The organism is Azorhizobium doebereinerae UFLA1-100, from assembly GCF_000473085.1.
Classification (GTDB): Bacteria; Pseudomonadota; Alphaproteobacteria; order Rhizobiales; family Xanthobacteraceae; genus Azorhizobium; species Azorhizobium doebereinerae.
In genome coordinates this window covers 71,743-90,219 of sequence record NZ_AXBA01000026.1, presented here as the reverse complement: position 1 = coordinate 90,219, position 18,477 = coordinate 71,743, and the positions used below count along the sequence as shown (strand labels likewise).

Sequence of the window (18,477 nt, the reverse complement as noted above, 5' to 3'; positions counted from 1 at the left end):
TCACCCCTTCGCCCGTTCGTCAGCCAGCGTCTTGGCCGCAGTGATGGCCAGTTCATAACCGAGCGCGCCCAGCCCCGCCACGATGCCGCTCGCCGCCTTGGACACGTAGGAGTGGTGGCGGAAGGGCTCGCGCTTGTAGATGTTGCTCATGTGGGTCTCGATGATCGGCCCCTCGAACGCCAGCAGCGCGTCGAGGATGGCGATCGAGGTGTAGGTAAGGCCCGCCGCGTTGATGACGATGGCGTCCGCCTTGCCCCGCGCCTCCTGGATCCAGTCCACGATCACGCCCTCATGGTTGGACTGGCGGAAATCCAGGCCGACGCCGAGCGTCTTGGCGTGCGCTTCGCAGCGCGCCTGGAGCTGCGGGAAGCTCTCGCGGCCATAGGTGCCGGAGGGGTCGAGGCCGTAGAGATTGGCGTTCGGCCCGTTGATGAAGAAGATCGTGGCCACGGGGCGCTCCGGAGGGGCGGTTCGGGAGGGGGAGCGCCAGAATGCGGTGCAGCACCGCCCTGTGCCAATCGGAAAGGGGGATCGACTGCATCGGCTTTTCCGATGCCGCGCCCGCCCCCGGCCCGGCCGCACAAGCCTCAAGCAAGTGAAGCCGCAGAAGGTGCCGGCTGAAACACTCCGGGTCGCGCCCGGGGCGGACGGCATGGAGGGGGTCATGAGCAAGCGGCATCCGGCGACGGCGGCCTTCGGCACGCCGGCAGGCGGGCAGATGAAGTCCGCGCAGGACGCGCTGCGCGCGGGCAGCCTGCACCAGGCCGGCGATCATGCCGGCGCCGCCAAGCTCTATGCCTCTTCGCTGAAGCGCGATCCCCGCAATGCCGGCGTCCAGCACATGCACGGCCTGTGCCTGCGCCAGCTCGGCCGCCTGCCCGAGGCGAAGGCCAGCCTGCGCGCCGCCGCGACCCTGCGCCCGCAGGACGCCGCCATCCAGGCCGACCTCGGCACCGTCCTGCTCCAGATGGGCGACACCGCCGCCGCCCAGGCCGCCTTCGAGCAGGCGCTGAAGCTCCAGCCCGGCCATGCCGCCGCCCAGGTGGGCCTCGCCCGCCTCGCCGCCCATGACGGTACGCTGGACGCCCTGCGCCTCGCCGTCGCCCAGCAGCCGGCCAATGGCGAGGCCGCGCTCGAACTCGGCTGCGCCATCCTCGCCAATGACGGCGATCCCGATGCCGCCGCCGAGGTCTGGGCCCAGGCCTTCCAGCGCGGCGCCCTCTCCGCCGAGCGCATGGGCCTTGCCGGCGTCAACGCCTATGAGCAGGGCCGCGACCGCGAATCCATGGCGCTGCTGAAGGTTGCCTCCTCGCTCCGCCCCGACATCGCCGCTTTGCACGCCAATCTCGGCCTGCTGCTGCTGGACAAGCGCCGCCACAAGGAGGCGGTCGAGGTGCTGGGCAAGGCGCTGGCCATCGACCCCAACCATGTGGGCGCGCTGCTCAACCTCGGCAGCGTGTTCGTGGACGGCAAGCGCTTTGCCGAGGCGCTGACCTATTATCGCCGCGCCATCGCGGCGGAGCCGGACAACGTGGTCGCCCGCCTCGGCGCCGCCAATGCCGGCCGCCAGATCTGCCAGTGGCGCAACGTGGAGGCCGACGAGGCCGAGCTCGGCCGCCTGCTGGCCGCCACCGACATGCGCATCGGCCCGTTCATCCTGCTGTCCTCGCACGTCTCCACCGCCGTGCACCTGCACGCCGCCCGCGTCTGGGCCAGGGGCGTGCGGCTGGAGCAGAAGGACAAGCTGCCCCCCGCCCCGCCGGCCGACCCCGCCCGGCGCATCCGCATCGGCTATCTCTCCAGCGACTTCCATCACCACGCCACGGCGTTCCTCGCCGTGGAGATGTTCGAGCGGCACGACCGGGCGAAATTCGAGGTGTTCGCCTATTCCCACAGCCCGGACGACAAGTCCGCCATGCGCCAGCGCGTGATCGAGGCCTTCGACCATTTCGTCGAGGTGGGCGACATGACCAATGCGGAGGCCGCCCGCCGCATCCGCGCCGACGGCATCGACATATTGGTGGACCTGAAGGGCTATACGCTCGGCTGCCGCACTGAGATCATGGCCCTGCGCCCGGCCCCGGTGCAGGTGAACTATCTCGGCTACCCCGGCACCATGGGCGCCGACTTCATCGATTATATCATCGGCGACCGGGTGGTGACGCCGCTCGACCATGCCGGCGACTATGACGAGAAGATCGTCCAGTTGCCCGGCGCCTACCAGCCCAACGACAGCCGCCGCGCCATCGCCGAGAGCGTGCCGGACCGCGCCGCCTGCGGCCTGCCGGAGAGCGGCTTCGTCTTCTGCTGCTTCAACAACACCTACAAGATCACTCCCGCCGTGTTCGCGGTGTGGATGCGCCTGCTGGAGGCCGTGCCCGGCTCCGTGCTGTGGCTGTTCGAGGCCAATGCCACCGCCCGCGACAACCTCGCCTATGAGGCGGCCAGCGCCGGGCTCGACCCCGAGCGCATCATCTTCGCGCCCAAGCTGGACCTGGCCGACCATCTGGCCCGCCACGCGCATGCCGACCTGTTCCTCGATACCCTGCCCTACAACGCCCACACCACCGCCAGCGACGCGCTGTGGGCGGGCGTGCCGGTGGTGACCTGCGCCGGCGAGAGTTTCGCCTCCCGCGTCGCTGCCAGCCTGCTCACCGCGGTGGGCCTGCCGGAGCTTGTGACCACCTCCCTCGCCGATTACGAGGCCCTCGCCCTCGCCCTCGCGCAGGACCCGGCGCGCCTCGCCGCGCTGAAGGCCCGCCTCGCCGCCGCCCGCGCCACCGCGCCGCTGTTCGATGCCGCCGCCTATACGGCCGGGATCGAGACTGCCTATGAGCGTATGCACGCGCTGCGCAGCGCCGGCAAGGCGCCGGAAGCCATCGTGGTGTGAGGCGCGGCCGGCGGACGGCTCTGTTGCCTCGGGTAAGCGAAGCGCATACCCCGAGACCGACATAGGAACGCATCCGCATGGCCGAGGTCGAGAAGATCACCGTTGCACTGACGCTGGAAATGGCCAGTTTCGTGCGCCGCGCCGTCGCTTCCGGCGCCTACGCCTCCACCAGCGAGGCGATCCGCGAAGCCGTGCGCGGATGGCAGGAACGGCGCGACCTGCTGGGGTTTACGGTGGATGACCTGCGCGCCTTGGCGCGGGAAGGCATCGACCGCGGCCCGAGTCCCCGCCCCGGCATGGCCGAGGTGAAGGCCGAGGCCCGTCGCCGCCTGGACACCTCTCGACGCGGCGGCTGAGCGTGCCGCCGATCCTTCGCACGGACCACGCCGACGAAGACCTGATCGACATCTGGCCCCGCATCGCCACCGACAGCCGGCTTAAAGCGCCATCGCTACAAAGCGAATAAATGAGCACAAATCTAAACATTGCACACGTAATGTAAATTTACATCAGATCGCAATTCTACATAGACTCACGAAACTCATTCATTTTATCATCAAGCTTTTTAAACTCACGATGAGCATCACCCCATACATGATAGTTTCTTTGCATATTAATTACCGGGGCCTCAGAAAATACCCTCAACCTATCGATAGCAAAATCCGCCTGTAATAAAAATTCTTGTATCAACTTTCGCTGAATTTGCGAAACAAAGAACTCTATATCACAAAACCCAGACCGCATTCGATCAAGGATATCATAAGACAAAATCAACTGCTGACACGGATCAAATTCACGAATTCCAATAGGATCTGGAACCACCCCACGATTCACATGCAAAACAAACTCCGACATATCTCTTAAAAAATCAAACTTGTCGGCATATTTTTTTTCATTGATATATGGTACATACTTATCAATGATAAGTGAAATAATCTTCAATCTATCTATCATCAAACTTCCAATCCAACTAGAAATATCGTATAAATTTATTATATAATTATTACAAAAATATATCTCACCTTTGCTATTCTTTATATTTACGTCTCTATTGTAATTTTTTCTAGCTGGATCAAGTATGAAAAAATAGCATTTCTTATACTTTAAATTGTCATTATTCTGTATTTTTGACACAAATGAATCTAATTTTGTCATTGAACCATCAAAAGTTACCTGTATTGCAATACAAGCCTCATCGTCCGCTAAATCAAATATCGGTCCCTGCTTTAAACTACGTAAATTACATTCGAACATAACATTCGCGATATCACAAATGAGCAACTCCGCATTTACGGCCCTATCCATTCGATTGGCTGCAGCTAACGTCTTAGTCGCATAACAATAACTGACCAATCTATCAACACACGACCTATACATCTCGTCATAATTCATAATTTATCCTATAAATTTAAGACATCACAGCTTCACCGCATGGATGTCCCACCAGTGGGTGCGCGGGGCGACGCGGGTGCCGGCGCGGTCGCGCACGGTGTGGGAATAGAGCTTCTCGAACTCCTTGCGGTCCAGCCAGTGGCCCGGCAGCGCCTCGCCGAACGGGCCGGACGAGCCCTCGGAGAAACGATAGGCCACCTTCGGGTCGCGCATGCTGGAAACCTGCGACTGGTCCACCAGCTTGAAGCCGTCATAGCCCGCATCCGCCAGCGCCGCGATGAACTCATAGCCGAAGCGGCAGTCCTCCACGCTCACGTAGAGCGGCTTGATGATCTGCGAGCGCAACTGCTTCAGCACCATCTCGTCCACGCCCTGCACGTCCACCTTGAGATAGAGCGGCGTGCCGAAGCGGTCGAACAGGTCGCCCAGCGTCACCGCCGTCACCTCCACCGCATGGGCGGGCGTGCCGTCGTGGCTGGCCCAGTTGAGATTGACGCTGCTGCGGTGGTTGTTCACCTCGTTCACATAGAACGGGACGGTGCCGGCCTTGGACCACACCGCCGCCTCCACGATGTTGAGGCGCTTGGCGGCGATCTCCTTGGCGAAGCGCGTGCGCGCCGCCTCCACCAGGGCCGGGTTGGCCTCCAGCGCCACCACGTCGAACCCCTTGGCGAGGTAATAGGCGGTGTCGTCGCCATTGTTCATGCCGAGATCCATGATGAAGCGGCTTGAATCGGCAAAAACGGTCATGGGGCAATCCGTTCCTTGGGGATGGCATAGAGCATCGCGCCCATGCCGCACCAGCCATGGGTGCGCATCAGCACGGTGTAATCGGGCAGGTTCTCGATCAGCCAGTGAGGCGTCTCCACGAGGCCCGTGGCATCGTGGGAGATGGCCAGCATGATTAGCGGCCGGCGGCGGCGCAGCGTCTCGCGCGCGCCTTGCAGGGCCGCCAGTTCCGCGCCCTCCAGATCGAGCGCCACCACGGTCGGATCGAGGCCGAGCGCATCCAGCGGCGCGCAGGCGCGCAGCACCCGGCCGGTGGGCGCGATCTGCGAGGCCGGGCCGAGCCCCTCGTGGAAGCGCGCCGCCTCGGTGCGGGCGCCGAGCACGGCGTCGAGCACCTGGATGCGCGCGCGCAGATGAAGGTCGAGCCCATCCACCCGGGCCTGGAGCACGGCGCGGTTGGCGCCGTCCGGCTCCGCCGCCCACACCACCGAGATGGCGCCCTTGACCGCCTCCAGCAGGCGCGCGGTGAGGTCGCCGTGATAGGCCCCGCCGTCGAGAATGCGCTCGTCGGCGCGCAGGGCGGCGGTGACCTCGGGAACGAGAAAGCGCTCAGGGCCCAGCACCGGCACGGTGGCGAACTCCCACTCCTGCCGGGCGAGGCGCCAGGCGGCGCAGCGCAGGTAATGCGCACGGGAGGCCTCGTCGCCGAAGCCGGACAGCACGGCGCCGGCCGCCTCCAACTCCTCTGCCGAGAGCGGCTCCGCGAACCAGCCGCCGCAGCCGGGCCGCTGCTTGCGGAACGCCTCGGCGACATCGGCGAAGGGCACGCAATTGGCCCAGCCCTCGGCGTTGAGGGCCGTGGCCAGCGGCACGTGCGGGCCGTCGGTCTCGGCCAGCGCCAGCACGCCCTTGGCCTTCGCCGCATCCGGCACGCGATCGGGCGCCAGCACCGGGATGCCCGCCCAGTCCGGATCCTCGGCACGGCGGGCCGCGTCGGCATCGACCACGCCGGCCAGCGGCTGGCCCACGGCGTCGAGATGCCGGCGGGCGCGCTTGCCGGCCTCGCCGGCGCCATGGAGCCAGAGCGGCTTGGAGCCGAGCTGGACCGGCTTGCCGGCGGGCGCGCGGGCATTGACGATGCGCAGGAGGTCGATCGCCGTCGCCGCATCCGGCAGCGCGTCGAAGCGGCGGGCGACCAGGGCATTGGACACGAGCTTCAGGCGGCGGGCGGCCGCGCGGCGGGACATTACACACCCTCTCCTGCAATCGACCGGGACTTCGGTCCGGCCCCTTCAGACTCCCGCATGACGCCTCTTGTTCCCGCGATCGACCGGCGCCGGATACGCGGCACCGTCTCTTGCGCTCACCATGGACACGGAGGCTGGCGCAAGCCTTGTGGCGCGCGCGGGGACGCGCCTCTGCCCCTCGTGCCGCCCGGGCATCAAGCCCCGACCTGCCGGCCCGGAGTGCGCGCCAAGTCAGCCCCACGCCATCCGCGACAGGCAGGATGGCGGTTAAATCGCACCTAAATAGGGCCGGCGAATGCTCCGATCCCTCATCCTCGATCCAGCCCGCGCGCCCCGCGCCGCGCACATGCCGGCGTCCGGCGGAACCGCGCACGCAGCCGCACGCCCCCGGAGCGCGGCATGAACATCCTGCACATCACCGCCCACCTGGGCGGCGGGGTGGGCAAGGCCCACGCCGCCCTCGCCGAGGCCGCCGCCGCAGGCCGCGGCCGGGTGCGGCGGACCCAGCACACCTACGCTCTGCTGGAGGCGCCCCGCGACACCGCCTATGCGGAGCGCATCGCCACGGCCGGCGGGCGCATCGTGGTGACGCCCAGCCCGGGCCAGTTGGCCGAACTGATCGAAGCCGCCGACGTGGTGCAGGTGGAATGGTGGAACCACCCCCGCCTCTATGCCCTGCTCGCCACCCTGCCCCTGCCCGCCATGCGCCTCGCGCTGTGGGTGCACATCTCCGGCCTTGCCCCGCCGCTGCTGCCCACCGGGCTGGTGGCGCTGGCGGACCAGACGCTGTTCACCTCCGCCTGCTCGCTCGCGGCGCCCAACCTGAAGCCCCTCATCGCCGAGCGGCCGGAGGCGTTCGAGGTGGCGAACTCCGGCTACGGCTTTCCGGCGCCGAACCGCAACGCCTGCCCCACGGGGCAACTGAAATACGGCTATCTGGGCACGCTCGACTTCATCAAGATGCACCCCGGCGTGTTCGACGTGATCGATGCGGTGGAGGGCGACATCCGCGTCTCCTTCTTCGGCCATCTCGACCCGACCGGCGAGGTCGCCGCGCGCGCGGCGGCCATGAAGCATCCCGGGCGCGTGCGCTTCGAGGGCTATGCGGCCGATCCGCAGGCGGTGCTCGGCAAGCTGGACGTCTTCCTCTACCTGCTGGCCCCCGGCCATTACGGCACGGCGGAGAACGCGCTGGTGGAGGCCATGTCGGTGGGCGCCGCGCCCATCGTGTGGAACAATCCCGCCGAGACCGGCATCGTGCGCGACGGCCGCAACGGCCTGGTGGTGGACGACCTCGCCACCTGCGCCGCGCTCATCGACTGGACCCGCCGCAACCCGCGCCGGGTGGCCAAGCTGGGCGCCAAGGGCATGTACGACATGGCCCAGACGCGCACCCCCGCCGCCGCGCTGCGGACCTTCGCCCGCGCCTATGCGGCGCTGGCCGGGCACCCCCGCCGCAACCGCGACTTCGCCGCCGCGCTCGGGCGCGATTCGCGCACCTGGTTCCTGTCCACGCTGCGCGCGGAGGACGGCACGCGGGCGGAGGATACGCCGGTGGAGGACACGCGAAGCGGGGATTGCCGCCTGTTCTCGGACATGGCCTCCAAGGGCAGCCTCGGCCATTTCCGCACCTGTTTTCCCGACGACGCCAGCCTTTCGGGCTTCTCCTGACCCCCGGCCCGGCCGCCGCCGCCGGGCGCCGCTAAGTCGGCTTCGGGCAAGCCTTTCGCTCTAACACACCTCCAGCACGTCGGTGCCAAGGCGGGGGAAAGCATGATTATTTCGCCGGAGCGGATTCCTGTCGCGGGTCCCTCGATCACCGAGCGGGAAGCCGAATTGGCCGCCGAGGCGGCCCGCACCGCCTGGTATGGCAACCATTACGCCTACAACGCCCGCTTCGAGGCGATGATGGCGGACTATGTGGGCGTGCGCCACGCCGTCAGCCTGCCCCACGCCACCTCCGCTCTGCACCTGATCTTCGCCGCCCTCGGCCTCCAGCCGGGCGACGAGGTCATCGTGCCAGACGTGACCTGGATCGCCTCGGTGGCGCCCATCGTCCAGCTCGGCGCCACGCCGGTGCTGGTGGACATCCGGCCGGACACCTGGTGCATCGACCCCGCCGCCGTGGAAGCGGCCATCGGGCCGCGCACCAAGGCGATCCTGGGCGTCGACCTCTACGGCTCCATGTGCGACTGGCCCGCGCTCCAGGCCATCGCGGACCGGCACGGCCTCCATCTGGTGGAGGACGCCGCCGAAGCCCTGGGCTCGACCCTGGACGGCCGCCGGGCGGGGGCCTTCGGCCGCGCCGCCGCCTTCAGTTTCCACGGCTCCAAGACGGTGGCCACCGGCGAGGGCGGCATGCTCGTCACCGACGACCCGGACCTCGCCGCCCGCGTGCTGGTGCTGCGCGACCACGGGCGCAACCCCGGCGACCGCTTCTTCCTCAACCACGAGATCGCGTTCAAATACCGCATGAACGCCGTCACCGCGGCGCTCGGCGTCGCCCAGATGGAGCGCATCGACGCGCTGATCGCCTACAAGCGGGCGATCTTCGGCTGGTATCGCGCGCGCCTGGAGGGCATCGACGGCCTCACCCTGAACGTGGAGCCGGCGGGGGTGGAGAACTCCTACTGGATGGTCACGGTGGTGCCGGACGAGCGCTACGGCCTCGACAAGTTCGCCCTGATGGCCGAGATGGAGCGCCGCAACATCGACACCCGGCCGTTCTTCTCCCCGCTCTCCACTTTGCCCGCCTTCGACGCCTTGCCCGAGGCCAAGCGCCGCGTGACCGCGAACGACCATGGGCAGAGGATCGCCCGCGTGGGCGTCAACCTGCCGTCGGGCTATAATATGACCGAAGCGAAGGTGGACGTGGTGTGCGCCGCCTTGAACGAGATCCTGCTGGATCACGGCCGGAGCGCCTATCGCTTCGCAGCCTCCGCGTGACAACCGCCTCCGGGCGACAACGATCCCGCGTGCCAGGCACCGGGGCGGGAATGGACATGAGCCAGATGAGCAAGGACGACCGGATCGAATTCGAGGCGCACAAGCGCGAGATGTGCCTGGCCCTCGGCCGGGACGAGGCGACGTTCAACACCATAACGTCGGCGCTCTATACGCTGGATACCTACGACTACTCCTACCTCTGGAGCTTCATGGGCGTGCCCATCATCCAGATGCCCGCCGACGTGATGGCGACGCAGGAGGTGATCTGGGCCACCAAGCCGGACGTGATCATCGAGACCGGCGTCGCCCGCGGCGGCTCGGTCATCTTCATGGCCGCCATGCTCCAGCTGATCGGCAAGGGCAAGGTGGTCGGCGTGGACATCGACATCCGCGCGCACAATCGCGAGGCCATCGAGAGCCACCCCATGGCCGGGCGCATCGAGCTGATCGAGGGGCCGTCCACGGCGCCGGAGACCATGGCCCGGGTGCGCGCGGCGATCCCGCCCGGCGCCACGGTCATGGTGATCCTCGACAGCGACCACAGCCGCGACCACGTGCTCGACGAGCTGCGCACCTATGGCCCGCTGGTCACCGCCGGCCAGTACATGGTGGTGGCCGACACCCTGCTCGGGCGCGTGCCCGCCACCCAGACCCCCACCAAGCGCTCCAAGATCTGGCATCCCGGCGACGAGCCGCTGGCCGCGCTCACCGCCTATCTGGCCGAGACCGACCGCTTCGAGGTCGATCCGGTGATCAACGGCAAGCTGGTGCTGTCCAGCTCCCCGGGGGGATATGTGCGATGCATCCGGGCGTGACGCCCGACGCGCCGGCCCGGGTGGCCGACGCCGGGGTGATCCTGCGCGAGGTGCGCGAGACCGATTTCGACGCCCTCGCCGCCATGCGGCGGGACACGGAGATGCAGTCGCTGCTGCTGACCATCCCCGAGGCCACCGACGACGACGCCGTCCGGGCCTGGATCGAGCGGCGCCGCACGGATGCCGGCGGCGGCTTCCGCGTCATCGCCGAGGCGGACACCTCCGCGCCCGTCGGCTATGCCCAGGTGAGCCAGGTGCACCGCCGCAACCGCTGCGGCTACGGCGGCATTGCCTTGTCGCGCGCCGCGCGCGGGCGCGGCTTCGGCCGGGCCGCGCTCTGGCTGCTGGTGGACTATGCCGGCCGCGAGCTGGGCCTCGCCAAGATGCTGTCGGAGATCCGCGCCGACAACGCGGCCGCGCTGAAGATGAACTATGCCGTCGGCTTCAAGCCGGTGGGCCTGATCGAAGCGCATTTCCGCGACACGGACGCGGTCCACGACGTGATGCTGCTGCAGCGCCATCTCACGGAGACGGGGTCATGACGGCGGTCGTCATCTCCCAGCCCATGCTGTTCCCCTGGCCGGGGTTCTTCGAGCAGCTGATGCTGGCGGATGTCTATCTCTATCTCGACGACACCCAGTTCTCCAAGGGCAGCTTCACCAACCGCATCCAGGTCAAATACGGCGACGACCGCCGCTGGATGACCGTTCCGCTCGCCGGCAAGGGCAGCTTCCAGAGCATCGCCGACCTCAAGGCCACGGACGGCGACTGGAAGGCGGCGCACCGCGCCCTGCTGGCCCAATCGCTGGCCGAGGCGCCGCACAGCGCCGACGCGCTGGCCATCCTCGACGCCGTCTACGCCCATGACAATCTCTGCGACCTGCTGGTCGCCAGCATCGAGGCGCCGGCGCGCTACCTCGGCATCGGCGCCGGCCGCACCATCGCCCGCACCACCGGGCTCGGCGTGGAGGGCCGCTCCTGGCAGCGGGTGCTGGACCTGGTGCGCCACTTCGACGGCACGCGATATCTCACCGGCCACGGCGCCGCCGACTATCTGGACCACGCGGCGTTCGAGGCGGCCGGCGTCGGCGTGGAATACATGGCCTACAGCCGCACGCCCTGGCCGCAGGGCAGCGGCGCCTTCACCCCCTACGTCTCGATTCTCGACCTCATCGCACACACCGGGCGCGATGCCATAACCCATCTCAGGCCCGCCACCCAGCCGTGGCGCCAGTTCCTGGAGCAAAGGAAGGAAACCCCATGAGCCAGACGCCTTTCTCCGTTGCGTCCGAGGCGCAGCCGACGTTCGCCGACAAGGGCTATGCGGTGCTCCGCCAGTTCTACGATGCCGAGGCCGACGTGGCGCCGATCCACGAGGGCATCCGCGTCATCGTCGAAGGGGTGTGCCGCAAATACGGCGTCGTGGCCCCCACCGCCACGCCGCACGAGGCCATGACGCTGGCCTATCCGCAGCTCATCGCCACCAACAGGACCTGGGGCGGCGAGATCTATGACGCGGTCAAGCAGATCCCGGCCTTCATGCGCTTGGTGACCAACCGCGCGAACGACGAGGTGTTCCGCGCGCTCCGGCCGGGCAGCGTTCCCGGCATCGCGGCGGGCGGCTACGGCATCCGCATCGACAATCCCGGCGAGGAGAAGTTCCGCGCCCACTGGCACCAGGAATTCCCCTCGCAGTTGCGCAGTCTCGACGGCATCGTGTTCTGGACGCCCCTGCTGCCGCTGACCGCCGACATGGGCCCGGTGGAGATCGCCGAGGGCTCGCAGGCCGAAGGCATCGTGCCGGTCTATGAGGACGACAAGGGCGTCGGGGCCTCCGGCGCCTATGCGCTGCACCTCGACCGCGAGCAGGAGCGCCTCGCCAAGTACAAGGTGGTGGCGCCGCTGACCACGCCGGGTGATCTGGTGCTCATGGACTTCCTCACCCTGCACCAAGGCGGGCACAACCGTTCGCGGACGCCGCGCTGGACCATCCAGTTCCGCTATTTCAATTTCGCCGAGCCGCTCGGCGTGCGCATCGGCTGGCGCGGCTCGTTCGCCGCCGGCACGAAGTTCGCCGACGTGCTGCCCGAACTCGCCGTGGAACGGGGCGCGGCATGATCGCCTGTCGCGTCTGCGGGGCGCCCCTCGGCGCCCCCGCCTATGAGGCCGCCGGGCCGTCCATGACCTCGATCATGACCCTGATCGAGGGGCCGATGCAGGTGTTCGTCTGCGAGGGCTGCGGCCATGCCCAGAGCCCGGACCTGCCGGACATCCGCGCCTTCTACGACACCGGCTACCGGATCTCGCTCGCCTCCGAGGATCACGACCAGATCTTCGCCGTGGGCGCCGACGGCCAGCCGATCTATCGCACCGCCCACCAGGCGGGCATCGCGCTGCGGCTGCTCGATCCGCCACAGGGCGCGCGCGTGCTCGACTATGGCGCCGCCAAGGCCACCACGCTGCGCACCATGATGCGCAGCCGCCCCGACCTCAAACCCGCCGTGTTCGACGTGAGCACGGACTATGCGGCCGCGTGGGAGGGATGGGTGGCGGTGGAGGACCGCGCCACCTACGAGGCCCCGCTCTGCTGGACCGGCCGCTTCGACACCGTGATGAGCCATTTCGTGCTGGAGCACGTGGCCGAGCCGGTGCCGTTCCTCAAGGAGATCTGGCGCCTCCTGAAGCCCGAGGGCCGGGTGCTGATCTCGGTGCCGGACGCCGTCGCCAACCCCGGCGACATGATGGTGGCCGACCATCTGAACCATTTCAGCGCGGCCTCGCTGGCCCGTGCGCTGGAAGTGGCGGGTTTCCGGATGGAGGCCTGCGACGCGACGGCCTTCCCCGGCGCCTTCTTCGTGACCGCGCGCAAGAGCGCGGGCGTCGTGCCCACAGCCGGGGACGCGGCCGAGGCGGCGCGGGCCGCACGCGCGGCCTGCGGTTTCTGGGGTGGGGCGGCAGAGCGCCTCGCGGCCGCCGCGCGGCGGCTGTCCGGCCAGACCTGCGCCATCTACGGCGCCGGCTTCTACGGCGCCTGGATCGCCAGCCGGGTGGCGCAGCACGTGACGCTCTCGGGCTTCCTCGACCAGAATCCGAACCTTGCCGGCTCCACCCTGTTCGAGCGGCCGGTCATGCCCCCGGCGGATCTGCCGGCGGATGTCACGGCGGTCTTCATCGGCCTCAATCCGAAGAAGGCGCGCGCCATCATCGCCCAGGTGCCGGCGCTTCAGCGCGACGGCCTCGAACGGGTCTGGCTGGACGACTGAGAGCGGCCCGGCGAGCCCGTTTCGGGCTCGTTCGGGCTGATGGACGCGATGCCGGTGGGAGGGCGCGGCCCTCCGGCCGGCACGTTCCAGGCCTTCCCGCCTCAGGGGCGCCCGGGCGGCGCCACCGCCTTTGCATCCAGGCCACGCGCCGCGCGAACCGGCGCCCCACGCACACGAGGCGCGCGCCGGCTCCCGGCAGCATGCCGGGCCGACGCGCGCCCGATCGGTTCGGGACGGGTTCGCGCCGGCCGCCCGCGGAGGGGCGCCGGCGCCCCCGGCCTACAACAGGATGGTCGCGCGGATGTCCCGCTCGCTGATGATGAGGCCGGGCTCGTAGCCCTGGTCCAGAAACTCCTGGCGGAGGTCGTCGCGGGCGATGAAGACGACGCTGGTGCGCAGGTTCTTCTCGGACGGCGCCTTGGGCGGCGGCATCGCCAGGATGCGCCGCTCCAGCCCGGTATCGCGCAGCAGGTTGCCCAGCGCCTGGCCGTCGTCCGCGCCGGCGATCACCAGCCGCTCGATCTCGGCGATGCCGTTGGCGAGGCGCGCCAGCGTCTGCGCCAGGGCGAGCAGGGGCAGGTTCTCCAGGCCCTGCATGTCGGCCATCGCCGACGGCGCCAGGTGGTTGAGGCGCGCGATGAGCTCATAGGCGCGGATATAATCCTTGCGCTCCAGCCACAGGCGCAGCGCCACCCGCATGCGAGTGGCCACGAAGTGATCGATCAGCTGGCGCACGCCTTCGGTCATCTGCGGGGTGGCGGACAGATTGCCCCGCCGCAGCAGGCTGAAGATCATGTATTCCAGGCCGCCGCGATAATCGTCCCAGCTGGTCATGGCGCCCTCCACGCCCTGCTGCCCGCGATTGGGCGCCACCGGGGTGAGGGTCACCGAGCGATAGAAGGGCACGTTGCGCAGCGCCACCGGCCCCTCCGCCACGGTCTGGGCCAGATAGGTGAAGGCCCAGTAGCAGAAGCGCGGGGCCGACACGATGGCGCGCGCGGCATCCGCCCGGTAGATGACCGTCTCGGGGAAAATGTGGTCCTTCACCAGCGTGGTGAACAGGTCGGTCTCCTGGCCCGGCCCGAACACCATCAGGTCCTCCTCCTGGCTGTAGAAGGCGCCGCCGGAGACCTTGTTGAGGTCGTCATAGATCTCCCAGGGCGTGTAGACGGCGCGGATCTCGGGATTGGCCAGCATGTAGCGGATGTTGTCCGCCAGCGCCTCGGGAATGATGAGATCGTCGTCGGCCAGATAGACCAGATACTTGCCGCGCGCCCGGTGATAGACGCTGAGCAGGTTGGAGAGCAGCTTGTTCTCCTCCTGGCGATAGTAGCGGATCGGCATGCCCTCGGCGCGGAAGCGCTCCACCACCTCGGGCGTGTTGTCCGGCGAGCAATTGTCCGAGACCACGATCTCGTAGCTGAAGTCGAACGCCTTGGAGGCCTCCTTCAGGTGCGGGAAGAGATGCTCCAGGAAGGGCGCGCGATTGTAGGTGGGAATGCAGATGCTGAGCGTGACGTCAGCAGGCACCTCGGGCCGGATCGCTGGCGCGTCGCCGGGCACCGCGGCAGTGTCGAAGGGCGCGTTCATGGCTTGTAGTCCTCTGCGGCGGCGTCTCGGGCCGAAATGAGAATGGGGTCCGCCGGCCAGGCCACGCCGAACGCCGGATCGTTCCAGCGATAGGTGCGGGCGAGCTCGGGCACATAGGTCCGCGACATGAGGTAGAAGACCTCGCTGTCGTCTTCGAGGGTGAGGAAGCCGTGGGCGCAGCCGCCCGGAATGTAGAGGGCGTTGCGGCGCGCCGCGTCCAGCTCCACCGCCGTCCAGGCGCGATAGGTGGGAGATGCGGGCCGCAGGTCCACGGCCACGTCATAGATGCGGCCGCGGGTGGCGCGCACCAGCTTGGCTTCCGCATTCGGCTCGGCCTGCATATGCAGCCCGCGCAGCGTGCCGGCGCGCGGGTTGAACGAGGTGTTCTGTTGCGGGAAGACCTCGGCCATGCCGTGGGCGGCGAAGGTCTCGGCGCAGAAGGTGCGGGCGAACAGCCCCCGCTCGTCGCTGAACGGGGTCACCTCCACCGCCATCACGCCGTCCACGGAGGTCGGGCTGATCTTCATGGCAGCACCGTCATGGCAGCACCGTCAGAGCGGGCACGGCGATGACGAAGCGCCCGCCCCACTCGCGCACGGCGGCGTTGGCGGCCACCACCTCGTCCTTGATGTTCCAGGGCAGGATCAGCACATAGTCCGGCCGGGTCTCGGCGAGCTTCTCGGGGGCATGCACCGGCAGATGGCTGCCCGGCAGCAGATGGCCCTGCTTGTGCGGATTGCGGTCCACCACATAGGCGATGAGGTCGGTGGTGACGCCGGAGAAGTTGAGCAGCGTGTTGCCCTTGGCCGCCGCGCCATAGGCGGCGACGCTCTTGCCCTCCGCCTTGGCCTGTCTCAGGAAGGCCAGCAGGCCGTCGCGGATCGGCGTCACGCGGCGCTGGAAATCGGCATAGATGGCATCCTGGTCGAGCCCGGCCGCCGCCTCGTCGGCGCGCACCTTGGCGACGCCCGGCCCTTCCGTGTGGGACGCGCCCTTCAGGCAGGCAAAGACGCGCAGGCTGCCGCCATGGGTCGGCCATTCCTCCACGTCGAACACCCTGAGGCCGTGGGCGGCGAGCACCTGTTCCACCGCCAGCAGCGAGAGATAATAGAAGTGCTCGTGATAGACGGTGTCGAACTGCACCTGCTCGATCAGCCGCAGCAGGTGCGGGAACTCGATGCTGATGACGCCCTCGGGCTTCAGCACACGGGCGAAGCCCTCGACGAAATCATTGATGTCCGGCACGTGGGCCAGCACGTTGTTGGCGACCACCAGATCCGCGCCGCCCTCGCGGGCGACGATGTCGTCCGCCGTCGCGGCGCCGAAGAAGCGCGCCTCGCTGCGCACGCCGATGGCCCGCGCCGCTTCCGCCACATTGGCGGCGGGCTCGATGCCCAGCACCGGCACGCCGGCCTCGACGAAATGGCGCAGCAGGTAGCCGTCATTGCTGGCGACCTCCACCACCAGAGATTTCGGGCCGATGCCGAAGCGCGCGATGGCCATGTGGGCGAAGCGCTTCGCATGCGCCACCCAGCTGTCGCTGAAGGAGGAGAAATAGGCGTAGTGGCCGAAGATCTCCTCCGGCGGCACGAAGGCGTCCGCCTGCACCAGGCGGCACTTTTCGCACACGCTGGCGCGCAGCGGGAAGCTCGGCTCGGGCTCCCCCGCGCGCTCGGGCGGCACGTAGGAATTGGCCAGCGGCATGGCGCCGAGGTCCACGAAGGAGAGCCGGAGCGGGGTGTTGCAGAAACGGCAGTGTCCGGCCTTCACGACGCAAGCTCCTCGTATCGGGCGATCTGCTCCAGGCAGACCGCGCGCATGTCGGCGCCCGCGCGGTAGGCGCGGTACCAGTCGGCGGTCCAGGAAATGGTGTCCGCCATGGACAGGCGGGGCCGCCAGCCCAGCGCCTCCGCCGCGCGATCCGAGCGCAGCAGCAGGGCCTTGGCCTCCGGCGGATGGGTGCCGCCGGCCGGCAGCCAAGGCGTCGTCATGCCGAACGCCCGGCCGAGCCCCTCGGCCACCTGCGCCACCGAGGCGAAGCTGTCCGGGTCGGGGCCGAAATTGATCGCCGTGGGGGCGGCGTCGGGGCGGCTCACCAGCACCTCGGCGAGGGTTAGATAGCCCGACAACGGCTCCAGCACGTGCTGCCACGGCCGCACGCTGTCGGGATAGCGCAGCCGCACCGGCGCGCCGGCGGAAAGCGCGCGGACGAAATCCGGCACCAGCCGGTCCGCCGACCAGTCGCCGCCACCGATGACGTTGCCGGCGCGCGCGGTGGCGATCTTCGGCCCGACGGTGCTGAAGAAGCTGTCGCGGAAGCACTGGGTGGCCAGCTCCGCGCAGGCCTTGGAACTGCTGTAGGGGTCCTTGCCGCCGAGCGCGTCGTCCTCGCCGAACGGGCGGCCGGCATTGTCGTTGGCATAGACCTTGTCGGTGGTGACCACGACCACCGCCTCGATGCCCGGCACGCCGCGCACGGCGGAGAGCAGGTTCACCGTGCCCAGGACATTGGTGGCGAAGGTCTCCACCGGGTCCGCATAGGAGCGGCGCACCAGCGCCTGGGCGGCCATGTGGATGACGATCTCCGGCTCGGCGGCCGCCACCCCGGCGCTGAGCGCGGCGAGATCGCGGATGTCCGCCTCGTGGTGCGACTGGCCGGTCCAGGGCTTCAGCACGTCATAGAGCGCCGGCTCGGTGTCCGGCGCCAGCGCGAGCGCGCTCACCTGCGCGCCCAGCCGCTCCAGCCACAGGCAGAGCCACGCGCCCTTGAAGCCGGTATGCCCGGTGACGAGGACGCGGCGGCCGCGCCAGAAGGTGCTCACGCCCACACCTTCCAGGGGGCGCGGCCGGAATTCCACATTTCCTCCAGCTGGATGCGCTCGCGCAGCGTGTCCATGGGGCGCCAGAAGCCGTCGTGCGGATAGGCGGCGAGCTGGCCCTGCGCCACCAGCGCCTCCAGCGGCCCGCCCTCCCACACCGTGTCGTCATTCTCGATCAGGTCGAGCACTTCCGGCTGCAACACGAAGAAGCCGGCGTTGATGCGCTGGTTGCCAGCGATCGGCTTCTCCACGAAGGCGGAGACCTTGTTGCCCTCGATATTGGCGCTGCCGAAGCGGCCGGGCGGGGCCACGGCGCACATGGTCGCCTGGAGGCCGTGCGCCTTGTGGAACGCCACCTCCTTGGTCACGTCCACGTCGGCGACGCCGTCGCCATAGGTCATCAGGAAGGTCTCGCCCGGCGTCAGATAGGGCTTCACGCGCTTCAGGCGGCCGCCGGTCATGGTGTCGAGGCCGGTATCCACGATGGAAACCCGCCAGTTCGGCTTGTCCGACTGGTGGTAGTGGACGAGGTTGCGGCCGAGATCCACCGTCACGTCGGAATGGTGGAGCACCAGGTTGGCGAAGTATTCCTTGATCTGGTAGCCCTTGTAGCCGGCGCAGACGATGAATTCGTTGAAGCCGTGATGGGCATAGATGCTCATGATGTGCCAGAGGATCGGCTTGTCGCCGATCTCCACCAGCGGCTTCGGCCGCACGCTGGTTTCCTCCGCGAGGCGCGAGCCGCGCCCGCCGGCCAGAATGACGACCTTCATCCCCGTTCTCCCC

General features: G+C 68.3%; 18 protein-coding genes. 9 read left to right on the top strand and 9 right to left on the bottom strand.

All coding sequences use genetic code 11. The annotated features are described in order from the left end of the window. Complete coding sequence (locus YU1_RS0118240; RefSeq protein WP_029005312.1) at window positions 1-450, bottom strand: type II 3-dehydroquinate dehydratase; 450 nt, start codon at window positions 448-450, stop codon at window positions 1-3. Between the two features lie 214 nt (window positions 451-664). Between YU1_RS0118240 and YU1_RS30085 the strand changes: the two genes are divergently transcribed. Together YU1_RS30085 and YU1_RS0118230 are read left to right on the top strand one after the other, a co-directional pair. Next, window positions 665-2,890 carry an O-linked N-acetylglucosamine transferase family protein gene (locus tag YU1_RS30085; protein ID WP_051357008.1) on the top strand — a complete coding sequence of 742 codons (2,226 nt, stop codon included), beginning with the start codon at window positions 665-667 and terminating at the stop codon, window positions 2,888-2,890. Window positions 2,891-2,967: 77 nt separating this feature from the next. Beyond that, window positions 2,968-3,246 carry a type II toxin-antitoxin system ParD family antitoxin gene (locus tag YU1_RS0118230; protein WP_029005311.1) on the top strand — a complete coding sequence of 93 codons (279 nt, stop codon included), beginning with the start codon at window positions 2,968-2,970 and terminating at the stop codon, window positions 3,244-3,246. Between the two features lie 166 nt (window positions 3,247-3,412). Here the strand turns inward: YU1_RS0118230 and YU1_RS33560 are convergent, their stop codons facing one another. The 3 genes from YU1_RS33560 to YU1_RS0118220 are packed head-to-tail and all read right to left on the bottom strand — an operon-like array spanning window position 3,413 to window position 6,258. Continuing rightward, window positions 3,413-4,282 (bottom strand): SMEK domain-containing protein, encoded by an 870-nt coding sequence (locus YU1_RS33560; RefSeq protein ID WP_156922237.1) that lies wholly within the window; start codon window positions 4,280-4,282, stop codon window positions 3,413-3,415. A gap of 24 nt (window positions 4,283-4,306) precedes the next feature. After that, window positions 4,307-5,032 carry an FkbM family methyltransferase gene (locus YU1_RS0118225; RefSeq protein ID WP_029005310.1) on the bottom strand — a complete coding sequence of 242 codons (726 nt, stop codon included), beginning with the start codon at window positions 5,030-5,032 and terminating at the stop codon, window positions 4,307-4,309. Further along, window positions 5,029-6,258: an FkbM family methyltransferase gene (locus YU1_RS0118220; RefSeq protein ID WP_029005309.1), complete on the bottom strand. Its 1,230-nt coding sequence runs from the start codon at window positions 6,256-6,258 to the stop codon at window positions 5,029-5,031. The genes YU1_RS0118225 and YU1_RS0118220 overlap by 4 nt, the downstream gene beginning before the upstream one ends. 399 nt (window positions 6,259-6,657) lie before the next feature. Here YU1_RS0118220 and YU1_RS0118215 point away from each other — a divergent pair, with 399 nt between their 5' ends. The 7 genes from YU1_RS0118215 to YU1_RS0118185 all read left to right on the top strand — a co-directional run bounded on the left by YU1_RS0118215 (window position 6,658) and on the right by YU1_RS0118185 (window position 13,282). Further along, complete coding sequence (locus tag YU1_RS0118215) at window positions 6,658-7,929, top strand: glycosyltransferase (protein WP_029005308.1); 1,272 nt, start codon at window positions 6,658-6,660, stop codon at window positions 7,927-7,929. Between the two features lie 102 nt (window positions 7,930-8,031). Further along, window positions 8,032-9,204 (top strand): DegT/DnrJ/EryC1/StrS family aminotransferase, encoded by a 1,173-nt coding sequence (locus tag YU1_RS0118210; protein WP_051357007.1) that lies wholly within the window; start codon window positions 8,032-8,034, stop codon window positions 9,202-9,204. A gap of 65 nt (window positions 9,205-9,269) precedes the next feature. Further along, a complete protein-coding gene (locus YU1_RS0118205) occupies window positions 9,270-10,019 on the top strand; it encodes a cephalosporin hydroxylase family protein (RefSeq protein WP_029005306.1) in 750 nt (249 codons plus the stop codon). Then, window positions 10,004-10,561 (top strand): GNAT family N-acetyltransferase, encoded by a 558-nt coding sequence (locus YU1_RS0118200; RefSeq protein WP_029005305.1) that lies wholly within the window; start codon window positions 10,004-10,006, stop codon window positions 10,559-10,561. The genes YU1_RS0118205 and YU1_RS0118200 overlap by 16 nt, the downstream gene beginning before the upstream one ends. Next, window positions 10,558-11,283: a WbqC family protein gene (locus YU1_RS0118195; protein ID WP_029005304.1), complete on the top strand. Its 726-nt coding sequence runs from the start codon at window positions 10,558-10,560 to the stop codon at window positions 11,281-11,283. The genes YU1_RS0118200 and YU1_RS0118195 overlap by 4 nt, the downstream gene beginning before the upstream one ends. After that, a complete protein-coding gene (locus YU1_RS0118190; RefSeq protein ID WP_029005303.1) occupies window positions 11,280-12,137 on the top strand; it encodes a phytanoyl-CoA dioxygenase family protein in 858 nt (285 codons plus the stop codon). The genes YU1_RS0118195 and YU1_RS0118190 overlap by 4 nt, the downstream gene beginning before the upstream one ends. Next, window positions 12,134-13,282 carry a class I SAM-dependent methyltransferase gene (locus tag YU1_RS0118185; RefSeq protein ID WP_029005302.1) on the top strand — a complete coding sequence of 383 codons (1,149 nt, stop codon included), beginning with the start codon at window positions 12,134-12,136 and terminating at the stop codon, window positions 13,280-13,282. Before YU1_RS0118190 ends, YU1_RS0118185 begins: the two co-directional genes overlap by 4 nt. 279 nt (window positions 13,283-13,561) lie before the next feature. Here the strand turns inward: YU1_RS0118185 and YU1_RS0118180 are convergent, their stop codons facing one another. The 5 genes from YU1_RS0118180 to rfbF are packed head-to-tail and all read right to left on the bottom strand — an operon-like array spanning window position 13,562 to window position 18,464. Further along, on the bottom strand, window positions 13,562-14,872 hold the full coding sequence (locus YU1_RS0118180; RefSeq protein WP_051357006.1) for a glycosyltransferase family A protein: 1,311 nt from the start codon (window positions 14,870-14,872) through the stop codon (window positions 13,562-13,564). After that, entirely contained in the window at window positions 14,869-15,399 is a 531-nt protein-coding gene (gene rfbC / locus YU1_RS0118175) for a dTDP-4-dehydrorhamnose 3,5-epimerase (RefSeq protein WP_029005300.1), read from the bottom strand. Before rfbC ends, YU1_RS0118180 begins: the two co-directional genes overlap by 4 nt. Before the next feature lie 10 nt (window positions 15,400-15,409). Beyond that, window positions 15,410-16,642 (bottom strand): class I SAM-dependent methyltransferase, encoded by a 1,233-nt coding sequence (locus YU1_RS0118170; RefSeq protein ID WP_029005299.1) that lies wholly within the window; start codon window positions 16,640-16,642, stop codon window positions 15,410-15,412. Further along, the gene (rfbG, locus tag YU1_RS0118165; protein ID WP_029005298.1) at window positions 16,639-17,700 is read right to left on the bottom strand and encodes a CDP-glucose 4,6-dehydratase; all 1,062 of its coding nucleotides are present in this window, start codon (window positions 17,698-17,700) and stop codon (window positions 16,639-16,641) included. The genes YU1_RS0118170 and rfbG overlap by 4 nt, the downstream gene beginning before the upstream one ends. After that, window positions 17,691-18,464: a glucose-1-phosphate cytidylyltransferase gene (gene rfbF, locus YU1_RS0118160; protein ID WP_029005297.1), complete on the bottom strand. Its 774-nt coding sequence runs from the start codon at window positions 18,462-18,464 to the stop codon at window positions 17,691-17,693. The genes rfbG and rfbF overlap by 10 nt, the downstream gene beginning before the upstream one ends. Between the last annotated feature and the right edge of the window lie 13 nt (window positions 18,465-18,477).